This is a genomic window from candidate division WOR-3 bacterium (assembly GCA_039804025.1).
Classification (GTDB): Bacteria; Hydrothermota; Hydrothermia; order Hydrothermales; family JAJRUZ01; genus JBCNVI01.
The window spans coordinates 1-19,565 of the sequence record JBDRZP010000010.1 but is presented as its reverse complement, the minus strand read 5'-3'; the positions used below and the strand labels follow the sequence as shown (position 1 = coordinate 19,565).

Below are 19,565 nucleotides of genomic sequence, written 5' to 3'. Positions count from 1 at the left end.
TCCTTATACTTTATAGGGGTATAGGGTAATTATAATATAAAATTTTTAGATTTTCAAGGAAGGTTTATATTTTTTTAGAAGCAGGGAATTTGTTACAACTGATATAGAGCTTAAGGCCATTGCTGCTGCTGACCATTCTGGTCTGAAAGGCACTCTAAATAATAAATAAAATAGTCCTGCTGCAAAGGGAATTAGTATTATATTATAAATCAAAGCCCAGAATATATTCTGTTTTATTTTGTTTAAGGTTTTAATAGAAAGTTCCATTGCAATTATAACATCTCTTAAATCATCCCTTAAAAGCACTATATCACCACTTTCAATTGCTATATCAGTCCCAGAACCTAAAGCGATACCTACATCCGCCTGTGTTAATGCAGGTGAATCGTTAATACCATCTCCAATAAAAGCAACAATTTCTCCTTTTTTCTGAAGTTCCTTTACTTTTTCCCTTTTTTCATGGGGTAAAACTTCTGCTATTACATTATCAATGGAAAGTTTTCTCGCAACCGCTTCACCAGATTTTTTTGTGTCACCTGTAATCATATAAACCTTTTTCTTCTTTTTTTTGAGATAGGAAATTATTTCTTTTGCGTTTTCTTTTATTCTGTCACTAACTGATATTATTCCTTTTAGTTTACCATCAATTGCTACTAAAAGTAGAGTTTTTGCCTCTTCTTCCAGTTTTTCTATTTCCTTTTCTATTTGTTTATTTATTTCAATTTTTATCTCCCTTAAAAAATTTTTATTTCCAATATAAACTTCCTTTCCCTTGATTATTGCTCTTATACCTTTTCCAGGAAAGCTTTCAAATTTTTCAGGTTCTATTAAGTTTATTTTAATTTTTTCAGCATAATTTAAAATAGCCTTTGCAAGTGGATGCTCTGAATTTTTTTCAGCAGATGCAGCATAAAGTATAAGTTCTTCCTCCTTTATATTATTAAATGTTATAACACTTTCAACTTCTGGTTTTCCTTTTGTTAATGTTCCGGTTTTGTCAAAAATTATTGTATTAATTTTCTTTAAGGTTTCAAGAGCTTCACCATTTCTTATAAGTATTCCAAGTTCAGCACCTTTTCCTATTCCTGCAGTTATTGCAGTAGGAGTTGCAAGACCAAAGGCACAGGGACAGGCTATGACAAGAACTGATATAAGAGATATAAAGGCAAATAGGGAAGGTGGCATTATATTAGCATTTCCAAAAAATCTCCAGAAAATGTAAGAGGAAATTGCTATAATAAGGACAACAGGAATAAAATATGTCACAATTCTGTCAGCAAGCTTTTGTACCTGTGGTTTTGTATACTGTGCTTCTTCAACAAGTTTTATAACCTGTGAGAGGAATGTTTCTTTAAAATCTTTTGTAACTTTAATTTTTAAATAACCATTCTGATTTATTGTTCCACCTATAACTTCATCACCTTTTTTCTTAAATTCAGGAATTGGTTCACCCCTTACCATTGATTCATCAAGGAAACTCTCTCCTTCTATTACAATCCCATCTGTTGGTATTTTTTCACCAGGTTTAACTAACACAATATCTCCTGGTTTAACTTCTTTTATTGGAATTTTTAACTCTTTACCATCTTTCAAAACTGTTGCCTCTTTTGGTCTTAAATCTATAAGTTTTTTTATGGCTTCCCCTGTTCTATTTTTTGCTAAATTTTCAAGGAGTCTTCCGAGGGTTAAAAAGGCTGCAAGGAGTACGCTTGCCTCATAAAAATTATAGTTTTCTGGAATGATTTTAAAAGTAGCAAGAAGGCTTGAGATAAAACTTGAGCCTATTCCGATAGCATACATAACATCCATATTTAAATCTTTATTTTTAATTCCATTTAAAGCTTTTTTGAAAATTGGACCACCTACATATAACATAAGGGGGGCTGCTATTAATAACTGAAGGAAAAGTAAACCTTTAAAATTTTTGAAGTTTAGTCCCAGATATTCTCCATACATTAAGAATAAAAGTAAAATTCCGCCACCAAATCCTGTATAAACTCTTTTTTTAAGTTTATCTATGTATTTCTTTTTTTCTTTTTCATCTATTTCATAACCTTCATCAGAGGAAATTCCCAGAAATTTATAACCTATATCATCAATTCTTTTTTTTATGTTATCTATTTTTAAAAAATTCTCATCATAAGTAATTATTGCGCTTTCAGTTGCTAAATTTACATTAACATTTAAAATTCCCTTTAAATTTTTTAAAGAATTCTCCACTCTCCTTACACAACTTGCACAGGTCATTCCACCGATTTTAATTTTTATTTGTTTTTTCTTATTTTCCATTTTATATTTTACCTTGATTATACTTAAAATACAAGATATAAATATTTTATAAAGGGGAGGTAAAAATATGCTTTTAAGTTTAATTATTATATCTTTTGCTTCAAAACTCGAGAAAGGTAAAATAGTTTTCAGAACGGAAAATGCATATACAGGTTATTTAATACCTGCGGAAATAAAGGTTTTTAAAGATGGGAATTTAAAGGTTAAGGTAAAAACTGATGGATTATATACTTTCTCCTTACCTTCAGGAGAATATGAGTTTTATTTTTCCTCAGAAGGTTATTCACCTATTGAAACTTATTTTTTCATTACTCCTCAAGAAAGTTTAAATGTAACGGTTTATCTTTCCCCGTTAAAAAGAGAAAATTTATTTCCACCTGAAAGGGAAGGGTTAACAGGAATTCGCGGATATGTATCTGATGAGAAGGGTTTTCCTTTAAAAGATGTTGAAGTTCTTTTTAAAGGAAAAGATTTAAAAACAATTACTGATGAAAAAGGAATATTTGAATTCTGGATAGAATTACCTGAAGGAGATTATTCTTCTCTTGGCGAAATTCCGAGAGACACGGTAGTTTTGGAACTTAAAGGTTATAAAAAAGTTAAAAGGGAAATCCTTTTGATTCCGGAAAATTTAATATTAAAGATAAAGATGAAAAAAGGGAAAGGTGAAGAGATAATACCTGAAATAAGAGGAAAAGGAACAGGTGAAGAATTACCCCCTTCTCCTTATAGAGGATTTGAAGGTAAAAAAGAAGTAGGACTTTTCAGAACCCTTTTGGATCCGCCTCCTTCAATAAGAGTTGGAAAATCCTGTAGTTGCTGGACCTGTTCCGATGTTGTTGTTATGGATTTAGAATTTTATGTTTCAAGTGGACTTGATGATGAATGGATAGCTTCTTGGGGACAGCATACATTAAGGGCTGGCTCAATTCCATATAGAAGTTATGGAACATATTATGTTGTATACCCATACAGTCAAAATTATGATATATGTGATAATACATGCTGTCAGGTATGGGATGGAAGTGATATTTATTCAAGTTGCACCCTTGCTACTTATGTTACAAATGGAATTTTATTAGAAAAAAATTCTGATTATGCTCGTTCAGAATATTCTGCTGAAAACAACAACTGTGGATGTGGTGATGGGTATACTGGAACAGGAACAACCTGGCCATGTATATACGATCCTGTCTGTGCGGGATACACTTGTAATGGTCACGGAAGGGGAATGTGTCAATGGGGTTCAAGAAGATGGGCTTATTATCAGGGAAAGTTATGGAAATGGATTACAAATCACTATTATGAGCCAGGAAATATGTATTTAGCCTCACCGATGAAGATAAATTCAGTGAGTGTTTCACGGAATCAACTCACACCTGGTGATACTTTTGTAATTTATTATGACATTTATTCCTATTGTGAGAAAAAGCATGAAAATATTTTGCTTGGTGCTTCCCTTTATAATCCTGATGTGGGATTTATAGATGACCCTCAAAATGATTCTCTTGTTATAATTCCACCTCAAGTAAGTTCAAGGACAAGGATATTTGTAATTCCACAGAATACTCCTTATGGCTTATATGACCTCTGGACTGCCTTGTGGATTGATGTGGATGAAGATGGAAATATAACAGGTAATGATCTTGACCTTTACTTATTTATTCTTCAAGGTGCAATAAGTATACAGCCTGTTGGAATGGAAGAAAAGTTGCCACCCAATTTTTCTTTAATTTCTAACCTGCCCCGAAAATTTGGATTTATTAATATTTCATCAAGTGTAGAAGAGCAGAAAATAAATATTATCTTCAGTGTTCCCTCAAAAAGAAAAGCTAAGCTTGAACTTTTTGACATAAAGGGTTCAAAGATTTTAAGTATTTTTGAGAGAAGTTTTGAAAAAGGGATATATAGTTATTCATTCAATACAAAATTTTTAAAATCAGGAGTTTACTTTTTAATATTTCAAAGTGATAAAGGAGAAAAGGAGAGTATAAAAATTGAGGTTTTTAGATAATGTGTGGAATAACTGGTATAATATCTTTTAATAAAAAAATAGAGGAGGATGTAATCTATAAGATTACAGAAGCCCTTTACCACAGGGGTCCTGATGATAAAGGGATATACATTTCAAAGGATAAAAATGTATTTCTTGGTAATAGGAGACTTTCTATAATTGATCTTTCAGTTAATGCCCGTCAACCAATGCATAATGAAGATAAGTCCTTGTGGATAACCTTTAATGGTGAAATATACAATTATAAAGAGTTAAGAAATGAACTTTTAAAAAAGGGACATAAATTCATATCAAATTCTGATACAGAAGTAATATTACATCTTTATGAGGAGGAAAAAGAGGGCTTATTATATAAATTAAGAGGAATGTTTGCTTTTGCAATATGGGATGAAAGAGAAAAAAAATTATTTTTAGCAAGAGATAGAATGGGAATAAAGCCCCTTTATTATTATAAAGATGATAACTTTTTTATTTTTTCTTCTGAAATAAAAGGGATAATAAATTCAAATATTATTGAAAAAAACATTGATTTTCAAGGTATTGAAAGTTACTTAATTTTTGGCTTTATACCTTATCCCTATACAATTTTGAAAAATATAAAATTTCTTGAGCCAGGTTCTTATATTGTGTTAAAGGATAAGGAAATAAAAAAAGAGAAATACCTTATAATTAAACCTGAAAAATCTATAAAGGATTACAAGAAATTAAAAGAAAATCTATATGATATTTTAGATGAGAGTGTAAAGCTTCACTTAATTGCTGATATACCTATAGGTCTTTTTCTTTCAGGGGGTTTAGATTCATCAACAGTCCTTTATTTTATAAGGAAAAATAATTACGGCAATTTTAAAACTTTTTCCCTATCTTTTAAAGAAAAAGAATTTGATGAAAGCAAAGATGCAAAATTTCTCTCAAAAATATTTGAAACAGAGCATTACGAATATGAAATAAGTTCTTATGAAGTAAGAAAAGAAATAGAAAAATTTTTAACCTTTATGGACTCTCCTACAATTGATGGTTTAAATACATATTTTATTTCAAAATTAGCAAGGGAAAATGGAATGAAGGTATGTTTATCCGGGCTCGGCGGAGACGAAATTTTTGGAGGATATTCATCTTTTTTTTATATTCCAGTAGCTTTAAAACTGAAAAAATTCAATTTACCTTTTAATTTTTTATCAAAATTTTTAAAGCCCGATAAAAAGGAAAAATTTTCCTATTTTATAGCAAACCCGGACTTAAAAGGTGCTTTTTTAACAACAAGAACAATTTTCCCAATTTATAAATTGAAAAAAATTATTAAATATAAAGAATTGAATTTTGACCCTGTGAAATATGTATCCTTTATTTTAAATGAAGAAACAAAAAACAAATGGAGTTTGAAAAATAAAATCTCAGTTCTTGAATTGAGAATTTACATGCATAATCAACCTTTAAGAGATACTGATATTTTCAGTATGTGTCACAGTTTAGAAGTAAGAGTTCCCTTATTAGATAATGTTCTTGTTGATTTTTCTTTTAAAATTTCTGATATGTATAAATTTAAAAAAAGGATTCTTAAAGAGCTTATGAAAAATTATTTACCGGAAAAAATTGTAAAAAAACCTAAAAGACCTTTTTCCTTTCCTATGGATAAATGGATAAGGGAAAACCTTTTGGATTTTGTAAAGGGTGGAATTTTTGACATAGAAAGTTTTTTTGATAAAAAAGAAATTGTAAAATTATGGGAAGAATTTGAGAATTTGAAAGTTAACTGGTCACAGGTCTGGTCAATTTGTATTCTAAATCATTATCTAAAAATCAATAATTTGTTATAAAAATTTTTTTATTTAGAATATAGATGAGATTCAAAGGGAACTTTATTCTGAACAACATAAGCTGCAGGACATTTTTTGTCAGCTTCATTTTTTATTTCCTGTAAAATTTTAGCATCTGCTTCACTTTCTACTTCCAATTCAATCCACACTTTTTCAACAACAGGTCCTTCTTCTATTTCAAAGACAGATTTCATATTAACAATTGAAGCACCTCTTGCCTTTAATTTTTTTATTTCAACACCTTTAGAAGCAGCAATTGTCATAAAGGTTGTAGCATAACAGGATATCATGGCAAATACACAGTATTGAACAGGATTTGGAGCGTTACCCCTACCTCCTGATGGTGGTGGCTGGTCAGTTATTAAATTTAGCTTACCATTAGGAAATTCAATTTCTGATTTAAATTGACCTTCAAAGCTGAAAATCCATTCACCCTGAACTTCAAAGGATTTTTTGTCTGGGAATTCTCCCCTTAAAATCTGTTCCCTTGTTTTATTTAAAGAATCAAGGTTTATGTTATTCATTTTTACATCCTCTTTATTTTAATGGAAATTTTTCCTTAAGCATTTTATAAAACTCTTCCCCACAGAACCAGGGAAAATCAGGAGCTCCTTCAACTTTTATTTCACCATCTATCACAATTGTAGGAACTGCTTTTATTCTGTATTTTAAAATTTTTTCTTTTATTTCCTTATCTAATTTATTAAGGTTATATATTTCCATTTTACATGAAGAGCATTTTCCTAATTCCACAATGTTTATAACATCCCTGCATAAGGGACAATCTGCTGAAAAAATTTCAATAATATGACTTTTATTCATATTATAATTTTAACATTGAAATTTAAATTTTTTCACTTTATTATAAAGTAGAGGGGAGGTGAATTATGAAAAAGGCATTTTTAAGTGTAATAATTTTTATTTTAATAATTTTTTTCATAATGTCCTGTGAAGGGGGAGTAGAGGTAATAAAAAATGAACTTGAACTTTTAGATTACAATTATTCAGGGTGTATTAATTCTTTTTCCACTTTTTCACCAGAAACAGCAATTGTAGACATAAGAATTTCCGGCTTGAGGTTAAAGGTGATTCATAAAAATGCAATGTTAAACTGCTGTCCTGATACACTTCGATTAACTCTGATTTCTCATAATGATACAATTATATTATATGAAGATGATTGTATTAATAACAGAGGTGATATGGGATGCGATTGTATGTGTGAATATATAATGGAAGCTGAGATAAAAGTTCCAAAATATGGAAAATATATATTAGAGATAAGAAGCTCATATTTCCCTTTTCTTATATTTAGAAAAGAAATAAATGTTGTCCCCCCCGATAATAGATACTCTTTGAGAAAATTTTAATACCAAAATAGTGAAATTGGGAAAAATAACCTTGCAGATTTTAAGTTATTATTTTCTTGTTCTGAATTTTGACATAAAATCACTTTCCATATTTTTATATTTTTCGTATTGATTCATATGTGGTATATCTTCATCACACATTGCTTTTTTTGAGAGAAAAATTGTATACTTTATATCAGAAAAGGACAAATAAAGTTTATAAATTATTTGTGTAAATCTTTTTTTCTCCAAATAAAATATATTGCAGGGTATACTATAAGTTCCATTAAAAAAGAGGTAAAAATTCCACCTACCATAGGAGCAGCAATTCTCTTCATAACATCTGCACCAATTTCATGAGTCTGGGACCACATAATGGGTAAAAGACCGATAAAAGTTGTAAAAACTGTCATTATCTTCGGTCTTATCCTTTTAACAGCCCCATAATGAATAGCTTCCTTTAAATCTGAAATATTTTTAAGTCTTCCGCTTTTTTTCGCTTCTTCATAGGCTAAATCAAGGTATAAGAGCATAAAAACACCCGTTTCAGCATCAACACCTAAAAGTGCTATTATCCCAGCCCATACTCCTATACTCAAGTTGTATCCTAAAATATATAAAGCCCAAACAGCACCAATAAGGGAAAAGGGAACAGCAAGAAGAACTATAAAGGTTTTTGTATAAGAACCTGTGTTTATATATAAAAGAAGAAAAATTATAAAAAGTGTCAGTGGAACTATAAGAGTCATTCTCTTTTTTATTCTTTCCATATACTCATACTGACCGCTAAAAACGAGAGTATAACCAGCTGGAAGTTCTAATTTTTCTCTTAATATTTTTTTTGCCTCATTAACATAGGAACCAAGATCTCTTCCAGCAACATCTATATATACATAACCAGCTAACCTTCCATTTTCATCCCTTATCATACTTGGACCAAGAATAATATTTATTTCTGCAAGTTGTGTAAGGGGAACCTGAAATCCCTGTGGAGTAGTAATATAAACCTTCTTTATTTTTTCAATATCCTGTCTTAGATCAAAGGGATACCTAACATTAACTGGAAACCTTTCCCTATTTTTTATTATCTGTGTAATATTTTCTCCTCCAATTGCAGACATAAGGGTCATCTGAACATCTTTAATCTTTAAACCATACCTTGCTATTTCTTCTCTTTTTAAAATTATATCCAGAAAGTATCCACCTGAAACCCTTTCAGCAAAAATGCTTCTTGTTCCTTTTAAATTTATTAAGATTTTTTCGATCTCTTTACCAATTTCCTCTATCTTTTTTAAATCATCACCGTAAATCTTTATGCCCACAGGTGTTCTTACACCGGTTGTAAGCATATCTATTCTTCCTTTTATTGGCATAGTCCAGGCATTAACCTGTCCTGGAATTCTTAAAGCTTTATCCATCTCATCAATAAGTTCTTCCCAGGAAATTCTATCAGGCCATATAATTCTGAAAGGTGGTTTTAAAAATTCAGGTAAAATATTTGAATACCATCTTTTTTTCTCTCTCCATTTATCTTGCGGTTTCAATAAAACAGTTGTTTCCATCATAGAAAGGGGAGCAGGATCAGTGGAAGTTAATGCTCTTCCTGCTTTACCAAAAACCCTTTCAACTTCAGGAAATGTTTTTAATATTTTATCCTGAATCTGTAAAAGTTTTGCAGCCTCTGTTATAGAAATACCCGGGGGAGTTGTGGGCATATATAATATAGAACCCTCATTTAAAGGAGGCATAAATTCACTACCGAGGGATAAAAAAAAGGGAATTGTTATTAAAAATATTAAAATAGAAGATAAGATAATAATTTTTGGTCTTTTTAAAATAAAATTTAAAACTGGTTCATATATTTTGAATAAAAATCTTGAAATTGGGTGTTTTTCTTCAGTTCTTATTTCACCCACAAAAAGAGTGTTTAATAATTTATTTATCCATATGGGCTTTAAATTAAATTTTTTGAGTCTTATTAAAAGAGTGATAAGAGCAGGTGAAAGAGTAATAGCAAGAATTGCTGAAAAGAACATGGCAAAGTTTTTAGTAAAGGCAAGTGGTTTAAAGAGTCTGCCTTCAAAAGCTTCAAGGGCAAAAATAGGAGTAAAAGAAACTGCTATAACAAGAAGTGTAAAAAAAGAAGGTCTTCCCACCTCTTTTATGGCATTTATCATAACCTCTCTGTAATTTGCCACTTCTCCACTTTCTTTTAAAATAGAAAGTTTTTTATGAACATTTTCCACAACTGCTATTGCTGCATCTACCATTGCCCCTATTGCAATTGCAATCCCCCCAAGACTCATAATGTTACTGGTCATTTTCATGTAATACATGGGAATAAATGAGATAATAACGGCAATTGGTAATGTTAATACAGGAATTAAGGAAGATGAAAAATGAAATAAAAATATAATTATCACAAGACTTACAACGAGCATTTCTTCAAAAAGTTTTCTTTTTAATGTTTCTATACTTTTAATAATTAAATCTGACCTGTCATAGGTTATTACAAGTTCAACACCATCAGGCAATTTTATCTCTTTTAATTTTTCCTTCACTCTTTTTATTACATTTAAAGCGTTTTCTTTATATCTCATCACAACTATTCCCCCAACAACTTCTCCCATTCCATCAAGCTCTACAACACCCCTTCTTATGTCAGGACCAAGCTTTACCTCTGCAACATCCTTTACTCTAACAGGAACACCATCCTCTCTAACCTTTAATACAATATTTTCTATATCTTTAATGTCTTTTATATAACCCCTTACGGTAATCATATACTCGATGCCGGAAAATTCTATAAGTCTTGCCCCTATCTCCTCGTTTGAAGCTTTTACAGCTCTTGATATTTCATCAATTGAAATACCAAGTGAAGCAATTTTTACAGGGTCAACTATAATCTGATATTGCCTCACAAAACCACCTACAGATGCAACTTCTGCAACACCTTTAACTGATTGTAAAGCATATTTTAAATGGAAATCCTGAAATGTTCTTAATTCATCAAGGGAGTGTTTACCACTTTTATCAACAAGTGCATATTCGAATACCCATCCAAGACCTGTTGCATCAGGACCTATCTCCACTTTAACATCAGAAGGCAAACTTGGAATTATTTTGGAAAGGTATTCAAGAACTCTTGAGCGAGCCCAGTAAATATCCGTTCCGTCTTCAAAAATAACATAAATGAAGGAAAAACCATAATCAGAAAAAGCTCTTATATCCTTGACCTTTGGAGCACCGAGAAGGGCTGTCACAACTGGATAAGTTACCTGATCCTCGACTATCTGGGGTGGTCTATCCCATCTTACAAAAACTATGACCTGGGTATCTGAGAGGTCAGGTAAAGCGTCAAGTGGAATATTTCTTATTGCCCATATTCCCCATAAAATTGAAAAAACTACACCAAGGAATACAAAGAATCTTTTTTTTGCCGAGTATTCAATAATTTTTTCTATCATTTCAGTGCCTTTTATGGATTTATTTACCGCTTAAGCCCATCTGTAAAAGGGCAGCTTTTAAACTGGATTCAGAATCGATCAAAAAATTAGCAGATGTAACAACAACTTCACCTTCTTTAACACCATCTATAACCTCATAAAAATCCTCATCAGATATTCCTAATTTAACTTCTCTTGGTTCAAACGTGCCTCCACCTTTATCCACAAAGACAATATTTCTTTCTCCTGTATATAAAACAGCACTTTTTGGAATGACAAGTTTTTTCCCGTAATTTACTTTTATTTCAATATTAACATACATATTGGGTTTTAAACTAAAATCTTGATTTGGAATTTCTACCCTAACTTTCGTTGTTCTTGTTTCAGGATTGAGATAAGGATAAATATAATTTACCTTTCCTTTAAAAATCTTTTCTGGAAAATAGGAAAGAGTTATAAAGGCTTCATTCCCTTTTTTTATGAGATTTACTTCATATTCATAAATTTCACCGTAAACCCATACTTCTCTTAAATCTGCGATTCTGTATATAGTCATTCCGGGTCTTACTTCCATTCCCTCAAAGATTTCTTTTTTTATAATGAAACCTTCATAGGGAGAATAAAATGTAATGGTTCTTCTATCTTCTTTATCTTTTAATATTTCTTCAATCTGAAAATCTCTTATTCCCCAGATGTTAAATTTCTGTTTAACATTTTTTAAAAGTAAGGTATCCTTTTTCTCATAGGCAAGTTTTAATTCCTTTATGCTCTGATAAATATCAGGCGAGTAAATCTCAAAAAGTTTATCATTTCTTTTAACATACATACCTTCATAACCTGCATAAAGTTTTTCAATCCATCCACCAAATTTAAGGTTGATTTCATATATGTTACTTTCCTTGTAGTCGACCTTACCGTAAGTTTTAATGAGTTTTTCTAAATTTTTAATTTTTACGGTATCCTTTTTAACACCAATTAAAAGTTGTTTTTCAGGTGGAATTTTTACCTCTGCAAGTCCTAAGGATGTTTCTGTTTCAACTCCTTTCTCCTCAATTTTGCTTCCTTCGGGTTCTTCATGTCCTTTATGTTCCATCCCTTCCTCATAGGGTTCCCATCTACTATTCTTATAAATCATTTTTCTTTCGACAAGTGTCATTCCGCATATTGGGCAATCTCCTTTCTTTTCCTGAATAATTTGAGGGTGCATAGGACACTGGTAAAGGGTTCTTATTTCACCTTCCTTTGGAGTTTTTTGCTGAGACCTGCAGGATGATATGTAAAGGAATATTGAAAATAAACTTAAAAATAGAAAAATTTTTTTCATTTTTTATCCTCTATTTTTGGTGTTTTTTTCTCCTTCGTAAATTTCCCATTTGCCATTTTTATAAATCATTTTCTTGGGTTCAAGTTTCATTCCGCAGATCGGACATTTTCCTTCTTTTTCCATAATAACTTCTTTGTGCATGGGGCAAATATATAAAGTCTTTATTTCTCCTTCCTTAGCTTTTATTTCAGAAGTTTTTGGAGAGCATTTACTCTCTTTGGAAGGGCAGCAGGTTTTTTGCATTTCCTTTTTACCTTCTGAATGGGTTTCATGTTGAAACCCGTATAGATTTATATATATTGAAAGGGTTAAAACCCCTGTGAGTAAAATAAATTTTTTCATAATTTACCTCCTGTTATTTCTTCAATTTTTGATTTTATTTTTAAAAGTTCAGTTAAAATCATAAAGTAATCTATTTTTGATTCATAAAGCATTTTTTCACTTTCTAAATAAAATAAAAAGTCTAATTTTCCTGAAATGTAACCTGCTTCTGCACTTATAAAGGATTCTTCAGCTTTTGGTAAAATTTTATCTTTAAAAATTTTTAATCTTTCAAGTTTTGATCTATAAAGGGATATAAGAGAGGCTAACTCCTGCTTTAATTCAAGTTTTGTATTTAGAAGTTCCCATTTTGAATTTTTTAGTTTTGCATTTTTTTCTTTTATCTCGTAAAATTCCCTGAAAAATAGAGGAATTTCAAAAGAGAGAGCAATTTTTTTCTCACCTGTTTTTGTATTATAAAGAAGTTCTGGCATCGGGTCAGGAATTAAATTTTGATAAGATAAAATTCTTTCCTTATTTTTTGCTTTTACATCAAATTCCATTGCCTTTAAAAGCGGATTTTTTTCATAAAGAACCTCTATTAAAGAGTCTTCATTTATTTTTATTTCTTCAAAATTGACTTCTTCGGTTATTTCAGGAATTTTGTCTATATTTAAAAGTTTCTTTAAATTTTCCCTTATTTTTATTTTTTCTGATTCAAGGAGACTAAGTTCATTTTTAATTTTTTCAAGTTCAATCTGGCTTTTAAGAACTTCATATAAACTTGCTGAACCTGATTCATATTTCCTTTCAGCTATCTCTTTCATTTTATTCAAGATTTCTATTTGATTTTTAGTGATTTCAATTTTTTTGTTTATAAAGTAGTATTCATAAAAGTTCTCCTTGAGCTCTCTTATTATTTCAAGAATTTTTGCCTGATAGAGATAAAATTCCATTTTATACTCATCATTCGCCATAAGTCCTTCGGTTATTAATTTTGTTGGAAGAGGAATTTCTTGCATTATAGAGATATTTTCTTCCATGAACATTGCTCTAAAAGTAATCCTTGGATTTGGTGGAGTAAAAGATGGAAGAATTCTTGAACCTTTTTCCTTCAGTTTTTCATATGAAGATTTAATTTCAGGATTCTTCTCAAGGATAATATTAAGCGCCTCTTTTAACTTCAAAGTATCAGAAAAAAGTGTTAAGTTAAAAATAGTTAAAAAAATTAAGCCTTTCATACAATTCTACTATTCATTATAGTATTTAAATTTAAAAAATTTTTAAGGTTCATGGAATTTATAAGTGGCATAAGGTTTTTAGGTTTTGGCAGTCAATTCCGCAATTTTCTTTAAGGGGGAAGAAGGATATTAGAGTAATAAAAAGAGCGGAAAGGAAAAGAGTAAATAAAAAGAATTTTGTTTTACTTTTTCTGTTAGTACTCAGGGAGTCAATTCTTTTTAAGATAGGAGAAGATGTAAAACTAAAATTAAGATTTGAATTTAATATAAGGGATAATTTTGCAATTGTTTTAACAATATTTTCTTTTTCTGAAGTTTTTATCAGTGTATATTCATCAGAAGCAAGTTCAGCTATTTCTTCAAAGGTTTTTCTCAGTAAAAAGAAATGGGGTAAGTAGAAGAAGGTTTTTGAAAGAAGGCTAATTATAAGCTTTATGAAAGTATCTTTCTGTCTTATGTGGTTTATTTCATGGAGAAGGATTATTTTTCTTTCCTTTTTTGAGAGAGATTTCCATAAAGTCTTATCAATAAAGATAAAGGGTTTAAAGATACCATTTACAGAGATTCCCTCTTTATTTTTTCCATACAAAATTAAAGGTAATTTTTTGTATTTGAGTTCTTTTATAAGATATTTTGTTAATAAAATAAAAAACAAGGTAAAGGAAATTAAGGGGATAAAGAAAATTTTGTTATTCAAGGGAAGAGGACCTAAAATAAGACATTTTAAGTTACAGTCAAGAAAGGCTTTGTAGTAAATATAAAATGGTAAAAATGAAAGGATAAAAACTATTATCAGAAGGTAAGGGAATTTTTTTCTTAGATTGATTTTTGAAAAAGGTAGCTCTTTATAAACTAATATAATGATGGAAAGTATAATATAAAGTGTGAATGTTTTTATTAAAAAGTTCATTCTTTTAAATTTAATATTTCAATTAATTTTCTTTTTTCCTTTTCATTTAATTTAGTTTTTTTGATAAAATTCATAGCCACAAGATGAGGGACTTCTTCAAGGAGTGGGGAAAGTATTTCTTCTGTTTTTTTCTTTAGAAATTCTTCTTTGCTTATTACTGGAAAGTATAAATTTTTTTTACCAATTTTTTCTGATTTAACAATTCCTTTTTTTTCAAGGTTTTGCATTTCAGTAAGTATAGTTGTATATGCATAATTTTTCCCTCTTTTTTTAAATACCTCAAGTATATCCAAACAGGTTGCTTTATTTAAATCCCATAAAATATCAAGACATTCAGCCTGGAGCTCTCCAAGAAATAGTTTTAAAGATTTACTAAGTTTCATAGTAATAATATAGGGTTAAAAAAATAAAATTTCAAGTCCCGGTTTTTAGAAAATATGTTTAAAAGAATTTTGAATTTTAGAAATTTATAAGTTATAATATTAATTAATATATTAATAAAGAAATTTACATTATGAATTTTAGGGTCCAATTCCCTAAAAAATAAGGAGGGAGCGATGAGGTTTAAAATACCTGTAATACTTGGTATAATTGTTTTTATTATATTCAGTGGTTGTAAAAAAAAGGAATGTCCTCTTCAGCCTTCACCTCCCTCTCCCTCAGATTTAATTAAAAATTCTCTTCATGGAACAACAGCTGGTATGGCATACTGGTATTCCTCCCAGAATGGTGGTTTTGAAAATATATCCAATATACCTTATGATAACCTGACCTGTAAAAACTGTCATGTTGAATCTAATGCCTGTAATACATGCCATGTGAGGGAAGGGGATGTTCCTACTAATGCTTCTTGTTTAAATTGTCACGGAAGGCAGAAAGCTGAAATTTTGATGGGTTATACTGATGTCCATAGTTCAATGGGATTTGTATGTGCTAAATGTCATGGAGAGGAAGATGTTCATGGTGATGGTAAAACTTATAATTCAATGCTTGAAGGTGCTATTCATATAAAATGTTATGATTGTCATACTCAAATTGTATCTAATTCTGCTCATAATTCTCACCTTGGAGCCCTTGACAATTTTGAAGATGATAAACTTGATTGTTCAGCCTGTCATGTAAAAAGTGTTGTTACATGCTATAACTGTCATTTTGAATCTGAAGTGAATCAGGGTCAGAAAGTTGCATATGGCAGATTCCACGGCTGGAAATTTCTTGTAAAAAGAAATGGAAAGGTTCATGCCGGTAATATTATGTCAATAACTTATCAGGGTAAAGCTTTTGTTGTAATTGCTCCTTTTTATGGACACACCATATATAAACCTGATCCATCAACAATATGTGATGAATGCCATAATAACCCAATTGTTCAGGAATATAACTTAAACGGAACTATGACAGCAGTCTGGTGGAATTCTGATTCATTAAAACTAAAATATTTTAAAGGTGTTATACCTGTTCCTCAAGATTGGCGAACGAGTTTAAAATTCTCCTTTGTAACAAAAGATAATCAGGGTAATTGGATACATCTTAAAGATGATGCAGATCTGAAACAGATTCTTTTTGCTGAACCGCTTGATAGACTTCCACCACAGTTTTGATAGTATCTATTTAAAAGGGGCAAATATTTTGGGTTCAATTCCCTTTTTGCTCCTTTTTGTTTTTTTATCATAATTAATAATATAATTAATTTATTAATTTATGAAAAATGAAAATTTTCCTGAAATTTATTATATGCAGGCAGAGTTCTGTAAAACAATAGCACAGCCAAAAAGATTGCTTATACTTGAAACCCTTTCTAAAGGACCGAAAACTATTAAGGAGCTTTCAAAGGAGTTGGGATTATCCCCGCCAAATATCTCTCAACATGTTAAAGCACTTTATGAGAAGGGGATTTTAGAAAAAATAAGAAAAGGTAATATAGTTTACTATAATTTAAAATATAAAGAGGTTCTCGAAGCATCTCAGATTGTTAGAGAAGTAATGATGAAAATATATTCAGAAAAAGGTAAAGTTCTTTACCAGATAAAATAATTCTTAATTTTTTATTAAAATCTTAGAAAATTTAAAAAATTTAAGATTAATTGCATAAACTTGACAACCATTTTGTTTTTGTCTTAATATTAAAAAATAATAAATTTTAAAAACAAGGAAATGGGTTATAACCCCCTATATAAAACGAAGGAGGGACTTAATGCACAAAACAATAACTGGGGCATTAATAAGCCTTGCCCTTGCCCTACTAATAGGATGTAAAGGCGAACAGGGTCCTCAAGGACCTGCTGGAACTGAAAAGTGTTCAACCTGTCATTCAGATAATACCACAATTCTTGCAAAGGAAATTCAGTATGAAAATTCAGTCCATTATCTCGGAGGAAATTTTGAAAGGGATAATTACCCATGTGCAGGATGCCATACCCATGAAGGATTTATTACAAAATTACAGGGTGGTGATACGACAGTAGCAATTATAGATCCCACACCCCCAAATTGTAGAACCTGCCACAATGTTCATACAACTTACACATGGGATGATTTTAAACTTAAAACAGAATCACCCGTTACCTTAAGAGCAGGTGGAGGAATATATAATCAGGGAGAAGGAAATCTCTGTGCTAACTGCCATCAGACAAGAAATGCTGATATGATTAAGCCCGGTCAGGACCCTGTGAATATAACTTCACCTTACTGGGGACCCCATTATGGCAATATGTCAAACCTCCTTTCCGGTAATAGTGGGTTTGAAGAATTCCCTGGAACTTATAATAAACAGCATCCCCATTATACAAGTATTACAGACGGATGTCCTCAGTGCCATATGGCTGAACCTTTTGGTGCTCAAGCAGGAGGACATACTATGAATGTTTTCTATGTATTTCATGGTCAAACCGAACTTTTAACATCAGGATGTACTGGTTGTCACTCTGATCCTGAGACAAAATTTGAGAATTTGGAAGCAGAAATAGAAACGAAACTTGATTCACTTAAAAAACTGCTTGTAAATGCTGGTATTTTAAATCCATCAACTGACCGAGCAATTCCAGGAACTTATTCTCGTGCCCTTGCAGGTGCTTTCTGGAATTATAAGTTTGTAGAATACGGTAAGGCTATACATAACCCAGCTTATGCCCGCTCTTTGCTTGATAATACAATTGCCAATTTTCCAACACTTACTAAAAAAAGATTCGCAGAAAAATAACTTAAGAAATAATTAGGGGGAGGTTCAAATCCTCCCCTTTTTATTTTTTATAAATATATGAATTTTATTTTTTTGATTTTTTTCACTTTTAGAATAAATTTAAACTCTTTCCTTTATCCTTATGAAGTGGATGAAAAAAAATACTATCCTATATATACATATCTTAACTTTGGTCTTGAAGATGTTTATTTAAAAGGTTTCTCTTTAAATTTTTCTGGAAATAACTATTATGAAAATGATATTTCAAAATTTAAAATTTTTGGATTCAATTTAAATTATCAAAAAGAAAAATATTCTTTTAAATTTGGAAGAAACTTTATTTATGAAGGAGCCTCATCATTTATTGATGGTGCTCTCTTAACCCTTTTTCTTAAAAAAATAAGTTTTTCTTTTTATGGTGGGAAAAAGGCTTTATTGCCCTTTGAAGCAAAGGATGTCCTTTTAAAAGATAATCCCTATTTATATGGAACCTTAATTAAATTTTCATTGAATAATTTTTCTTTTTCAACTTTTTGTAATAAAGATGAAGCAGGAATTTCTTTTAAGTTGAATAGATATTTAGTTCCTTTTGTCTCTATAGTTTACAATTTTAAAGAAAAAACTATTGAGAGATTTGAGTTAAGTTCAAATCTAATACTGAAAAGAAAAATTTTCCTTAACCTTAAATACTATTTAGAAAGTCCATTTTTAAGACCTCTTGAATATCTGAAGGAAATACTTCCTCTTAAAAATAATCAGCGATTTTTCCTTTCTTTAAGTTTTACTGGTTTAAAATTTTTCACCCCATCCCTTTTTTATAGAATTAATTATTATTCAGAAAAAAGAGATTTTGTTTATTTAATTTTAAGAAATAAGTTTTTATCTCTTGGCGGAGGATACGGTAAACTTGGAGAAAGAAGAGAAGTTTTATATTATCTTGAATTCTTTTACCCTTACAAAAATCTTCTCTTTAAATTATCCTTTAAAACCTTTGATGATTCAGAACTCATATATAAACTTTCTTCTTTGATTTTAGGTTTTGAATATAAATTTTCAAGCTTTTTGAAATTTACTTCTGAATTGAGAGCCTATAAAAATGTTCTTTATGAAAAGGATATAAGAGGTTTTTTTGGTATAAAATTTAATTACGAAAAATGAAAATTTTAATTTTATTTTTGTTGATCAATCAAAAAAATTTTAACTTTTCCCACAAAAAACATATAGAGATGGATATAGTATGCACAACCTGCCATGAAAAAGCCATTGAATCTGAGTTTCAAAAAGATGACCTTTTACCAGGACATAAGGAATGCTCGCAGTGTCACGGAATTGAAGAAAATTGCTCTCAGTGTCACACTGAAAAAAAAGAAAAAATTGAAAGAATCCCTCTTTATATTTCAAATTTTTCTCATAAGAAACATTCAAAATTTGATTGTTCAATCTGTCACGAAAAAATTAAGGAGGAAGAAGTTTTTCTCTCTATGAGAAATTATGCTTATCCTGTTATGAGCCAATGTATAAACTGTCATAGAGAAAATAAGGTAGCTTTTCTGTGTTCAACCTGTCATACTGATAAAGAAGAAAAGTTAACGATTTTTCACCCCAAGAATTATAGATTTTTACATTCTGAGGAAGCAAAGTTTAGTGATAAAAATTGTAAAATGTGTCATAATTTGGATAATGTAAGTTTGATAGGAAGTATTGAAATCCCTGCCTGTAATACATGCCATGCAAAG

The 19,565-nt window shown here is 30.2% G+C and carries 18 protein-coding genes; 8 read left to right on the top strand and 10 right to left on the bottom strand.

What is annotated here, in order from left to right; all coding sequences use genetic code 11:
• Positions 1 to 45: 45 nt before the first annotated feature.
• Complete coding sequence (locus ABIN73_04885) at positions 46 to 2,289, bottom strand: heavy metal translocating P-type ATPase (GenBank protein MEO0269059.1); 2,244 nt, start codon at positions 2,287 to 2,289, stop codon at positions 46 to 48.
• Positions 2,290 to 2,356: 67 nt separating this feature from the next.
• Between ABIN73_04885 and ABIN73_04880 the strand changes: the two genes are divergently transcribed.
• Complete coding sequence (locus tag ABIN73_04880) at positions 2,357 to 4,303, top strand: SpoIID/LytB domain-containing protein (GenBank protein ID MEO0269058.1); 1,947 nt, start codon at positions 2,357 to 2,359, stop codon at positions 4,301 to 4,303.
• Positions 4,303 to 6,120 (top strand): asparagine synthase (glutamine-hydrolyzing), encoded by a 1,818-nt coding sequence (gene asnB, locus ABIN73_04875; GenBank protein MEO0269057.1) that lies wholly within the window; start codon positions 4,303 to 4,305, stop codon positions 6,118 to 6,120. Before ABIN73_04880 ends, asnB begins: the two co-directional genes overlap by 1 nt.
• Positions 6,121 to 6,128: 8 nt before the next feature.
• Here the strand turns inward: asnB and ABIN73_04870 are convergent, their stop codons facing one another.
• Positions 6,129 to 6,644, bottom strand: a complete 516-nt coding sequence (locus ABIN73_04870) for an OsmC family protein (protein MEO0269056.1) — start codon at positions 6,642 to 6,644, stop codon at positions 6,129 to 6,131.
• A gap of 13 nt (positions 6,645 to 6,657) precedes the next feature.
• Positions 6,658 to 6,942 (bottom strand): thioredoxin family protein, encoded by a 285-nt coding sequence (locus tag ABIN73_04865; protein MEO0269055.1) that lies wholly within the window; start codon positions 6,940 to 6,942, stop codon positions 6,658 to 6,660.
• Positions 6,943 to 7,007: 65 nt separating this feature from the next.
• Here ABIN73_04865 and ABIN73_04860 point away from each other — a divergent pair, with 65 nt between their 5' ends.
• The gene (locus tag ABIN73_04860; protein ID MEO0269054.1) at positions 7,008 to 7,490 is read left to right on the top strand and encodes a hypothetical protein; all 483 of its coding nucleotides are present in this window, start codon (positions 7,008 to 7,010) and stop codon (positions 7,488 to 7,490) included.
• Between the two features lie 48 nt (positions 7,491 to 7,538).
• Here ABIN73_04860 and ABIN73_04855 read toward each other — a convergent pair whose 3' ends face one another.
• From ABIN73_04855 to ABIN73_04825, 7 genes are read right to left on the bottom strand one after another with little or no spacing between them, the layout of a single operon-like run.
• Positions 7,539 to 7,679: a hypothetical protein gene (locus ABIN73_04855; protein MEO0269053.1), complete on the bottom strand. Its 141-nt coding sequence runs from the start codon at positions 7,677 to 7,679 to the stop codon at positions 7,539 to 7,541.
• 14 nt (positions 7,680 to 7,693) lie between these two features.
• Positions 7,694 to 10,936 carry a CusA/CzcA family heavy metal efflux RND transporter gene (locus ABIN73_04850; GenBank protein ID MEO0269052.1) on the bottom strand — a complete coding sequence of 1,081 codons (3,243 nt, stop codon included), beginning with the start codon at positions 10,934 to 10,936 and terminating at the stop codon, positions 7,694 to 7,696.
• Positions 10,937 to 10,955: 19 nt separating this feature from the next.
• Positions 10,956 to 12,239: an efflux RND transporter periplasmic adaptor subunit gene (locus tag ABIN73_04845; GenBank protein ID MEO0269051.1), complete on the bottom strand. Its 1,284-nt coding sequence runs from the start codon at positions 12,237 to 12,239 to the stop codon at positions 10,956 to 10,958.
• Between the two features lie 3 nt (positions 12,240 to 12,242).
• Positions 12,243 to 12,581 (bottom strand): heavy metal-binding domain-containing protein, encoded by a 339-nt coding sequence (locus ABIN73_04840; GenBank protein MEO0269050.1) that lies wholly within the window; start codon positions 12,579 to 12,581, stop codon positions 12,243 to 12,245.
• Positions 12,578 to 13,741 (bottom strand): TolC family protein, encoded by a 1,164-nt coding sequence (locus tag ABIN73_04835; protein ID MEO0269049.1) that lies wholly within the window; start codon positions 13,739 to 13,741, stop codon positions 12,578 to 12,580. The genes ABIN73_04840 and ABIN73_04835 overlap by 4 nt, the downstream gene beginning before the upstream one ends.
• Before the next feature lie 58 nt (positions 13,742 to 13,799).
• Entirely contained in the window at positions 13,800 to 14,651 is an 852-nt protein-coding gene (locus ABIN73_04830; GenBank protein ID MEO0269048.1) for a M56 family metallopeptidase, read from the bottom strand.
• Positions 14,648 to 15,034 carry a BlaI/MecI/CopY family transcriptional regulator gene (locus tag ABIN73_04825; protein ID MEO0269047.1) on the bottom strand — a complete coding sequence of 129 codons (387 nt, stop codon included), beginning with the start codon at positions 15,032 to 15,034 and terminating at the stop codon, positions 14,648 to 14,650. The genes ABIN73_04830 and ABIN73_04825 overlap by 4 nt, the downstream gene beginning before the upstream one ends.
• Positions 15,035 to 15,208: 174 nt before the next feature.
• Between ABIN73_04825 and ABIN73_04820 the strand changes: the two genes are divergently transcribed.
• The 5 genes from ABIN73_04820 to ABIN73_04800 all read left to right on the top strand — a co-directional run.
• Positions 15,209 to 16,252 carry a hypothetical protein gene (locus tag ABIN73_04820; protein ID MEO0269046.1) on the top strand — a complete coding sequence of 348 codons (1,044 nt, stop codon included), beginning with the start codon at positions 15,209 to 15,211 and terminating at the stop codon, positions 16,250 to 16,252.
• 100 nt (positions 16,253 to 16,352) lie between these two features.
• The gene (locus ABIN73_04815) at positions 16,353 to 16,685 is read left to right on the top strand and encodes a metalloregulator ArsR/SmtB family transcription factor (GenBank protein ID MEO0269045.1); all 333 of its coding nucleotides are present in this window, start codon (positions 16,353 to 16,355) and stop codon (positions 16,683 to 16,685) included.
• 160 nt (positions 16,686 to 16,845) lie between these two features.
• Complete coding sequence (locus ABIN73_04810) at positions 16,846 to 17,850, top strand: hypothetical protein (protein MEO0269044.1); 1,005 nt, start codon at positions 16,846 to 16,848, stop codon at positions 17,848 to 17,850.
• A gap of 57 nt (positions 17,851 to 17,907) precedes the next feature.
• Positions 17,908 to 18,987, top strand: a complete 1,080-nt coding sequence (locus ABIN73_04805; GenBank protein MEO0269043.1) for a hypothetical protein — start codon at positions 17,908 to 17,910, stop codon at positions 18,985 to 18,987.
• The coding region (locus tag ABIN73_04800) for a cytochrome c3 family protein (protein ID MEO0269042.1) at positions 18,984 to 19,565 on the top strand (582 nt) is incomplete at its 3' end. The genes ABIN73_04805 and ABIN73_04800, both read left to right, overlap by 4 nt.

Bases quoted from the DNA above. Each gene is read 5' to 3' on its own strand.
- ABIN73_04805 (MEO0269043.1), top strand. From the start codon at position 17,908: ATGAATTTTATTTTTTTGATTTTTTTCACTTTTAGAATAAATTTAAAC.
- ABIN73_04815 (MEO0269045.1), top strand. From the start codon at position 16,353: ATGAAAAATGAAAATTTTCCTGAAATTTATTATATGCAGGCAGAGTTC.
- ABIN73_04810 (MEO0269044.1), top strand. From the start codon at position 16,846: ATGCACAAAACAATAACTGGGGCATTAATAAGCCTTGCCCTTGCCCTA.
- ABIN73_04835 (MEO0269049.1), bottom strand. From the start codon at position 13,741: ATGAAAGGCTTAATTTTTTTAACTATTTTTAACTTAACACTTTTTTCT.
- ABIN73_04885 (MEO0269059.1), bottom strand. From the start codon at position 2,289: ATGGAAAATAAGAAAAAACAAATAAAAATTAAAATCGGTGGAATGACC.
- ABIN73_04845 (MEO0269051.1), bottom strand. From the start codon at position 12,239: ATGAAAAAAATTTTTCTATTTTTAAGTTTATTTTCAATATTCCTTTAC.
- ABIN73_04840 (MEO0269050.1), bottom strand. From the start codon at position 12,581: ATGAAAAAATTTATTTTACTCACAGGGGTTTTAACCCTTTCAATATAT.
- ABIN73_04870 (MEO0269056.1), bottom strand. From the start codon at position 6,644: ATGAATAACATAAACCTTGATTCTTTAAATAAAACAAGGGAACAGATT.
- ABIN73_04830 (MEO0269048.1), bottom strand. From the start codon at position 14,651: ATGAACTTTTTAATAAAAACATTCACACTTTATATTATACTTTCCATC.
- asnB (MEO0269057.1), top strand. From the start codon at position 4,303: ATGTGTGGAATAACTGGTATAATATCTTTTAATAAAAAAATAGAGGAG.
- ABIN73_04850 (MEO0269052.1), bottom strand. From the start codon at position 10,936: ATGATAGAAAAAATTATTGAATACTCGGCAAAAAAAAGATTCTTTGTA.
- ABIN73_04860 (MEO0269054.1), top strand. From the start codon at position 7,008: ATGAAAAAGGCATTTTTAAGTGTAATAATTTTTATTTTAATAATTTTT.
- ABIN73_04820 (MEO0269046.1), top strand. From the start codon at position 15,209: ATGAGGTTTAAAATACCTGTAATACTTGGTATAATTGTTTTTATTATA.
- ABIN73_04865 (MEO0269055.1), bottom strand. From the start codon at position 6,942: ATGAATAAAAGTCATATTATTGAAATTTTTTCAGCAGATTGTCCCTTA.
- ABIN73_04825 (MEO0269047.1), bottom strand. From the start codon at position 15,034: ATGAAACTTAGTAAATCTTTAAAACTATTTCTTGGAGAGCTCCAGGCT.
- ABIN73_04880 (MEO0269058.1), top strand. From the start codon at position 2,357: ATGCTTTTAAGTTTAATTATTATATCTTTTGCTTCAAAACTCGAGAAA.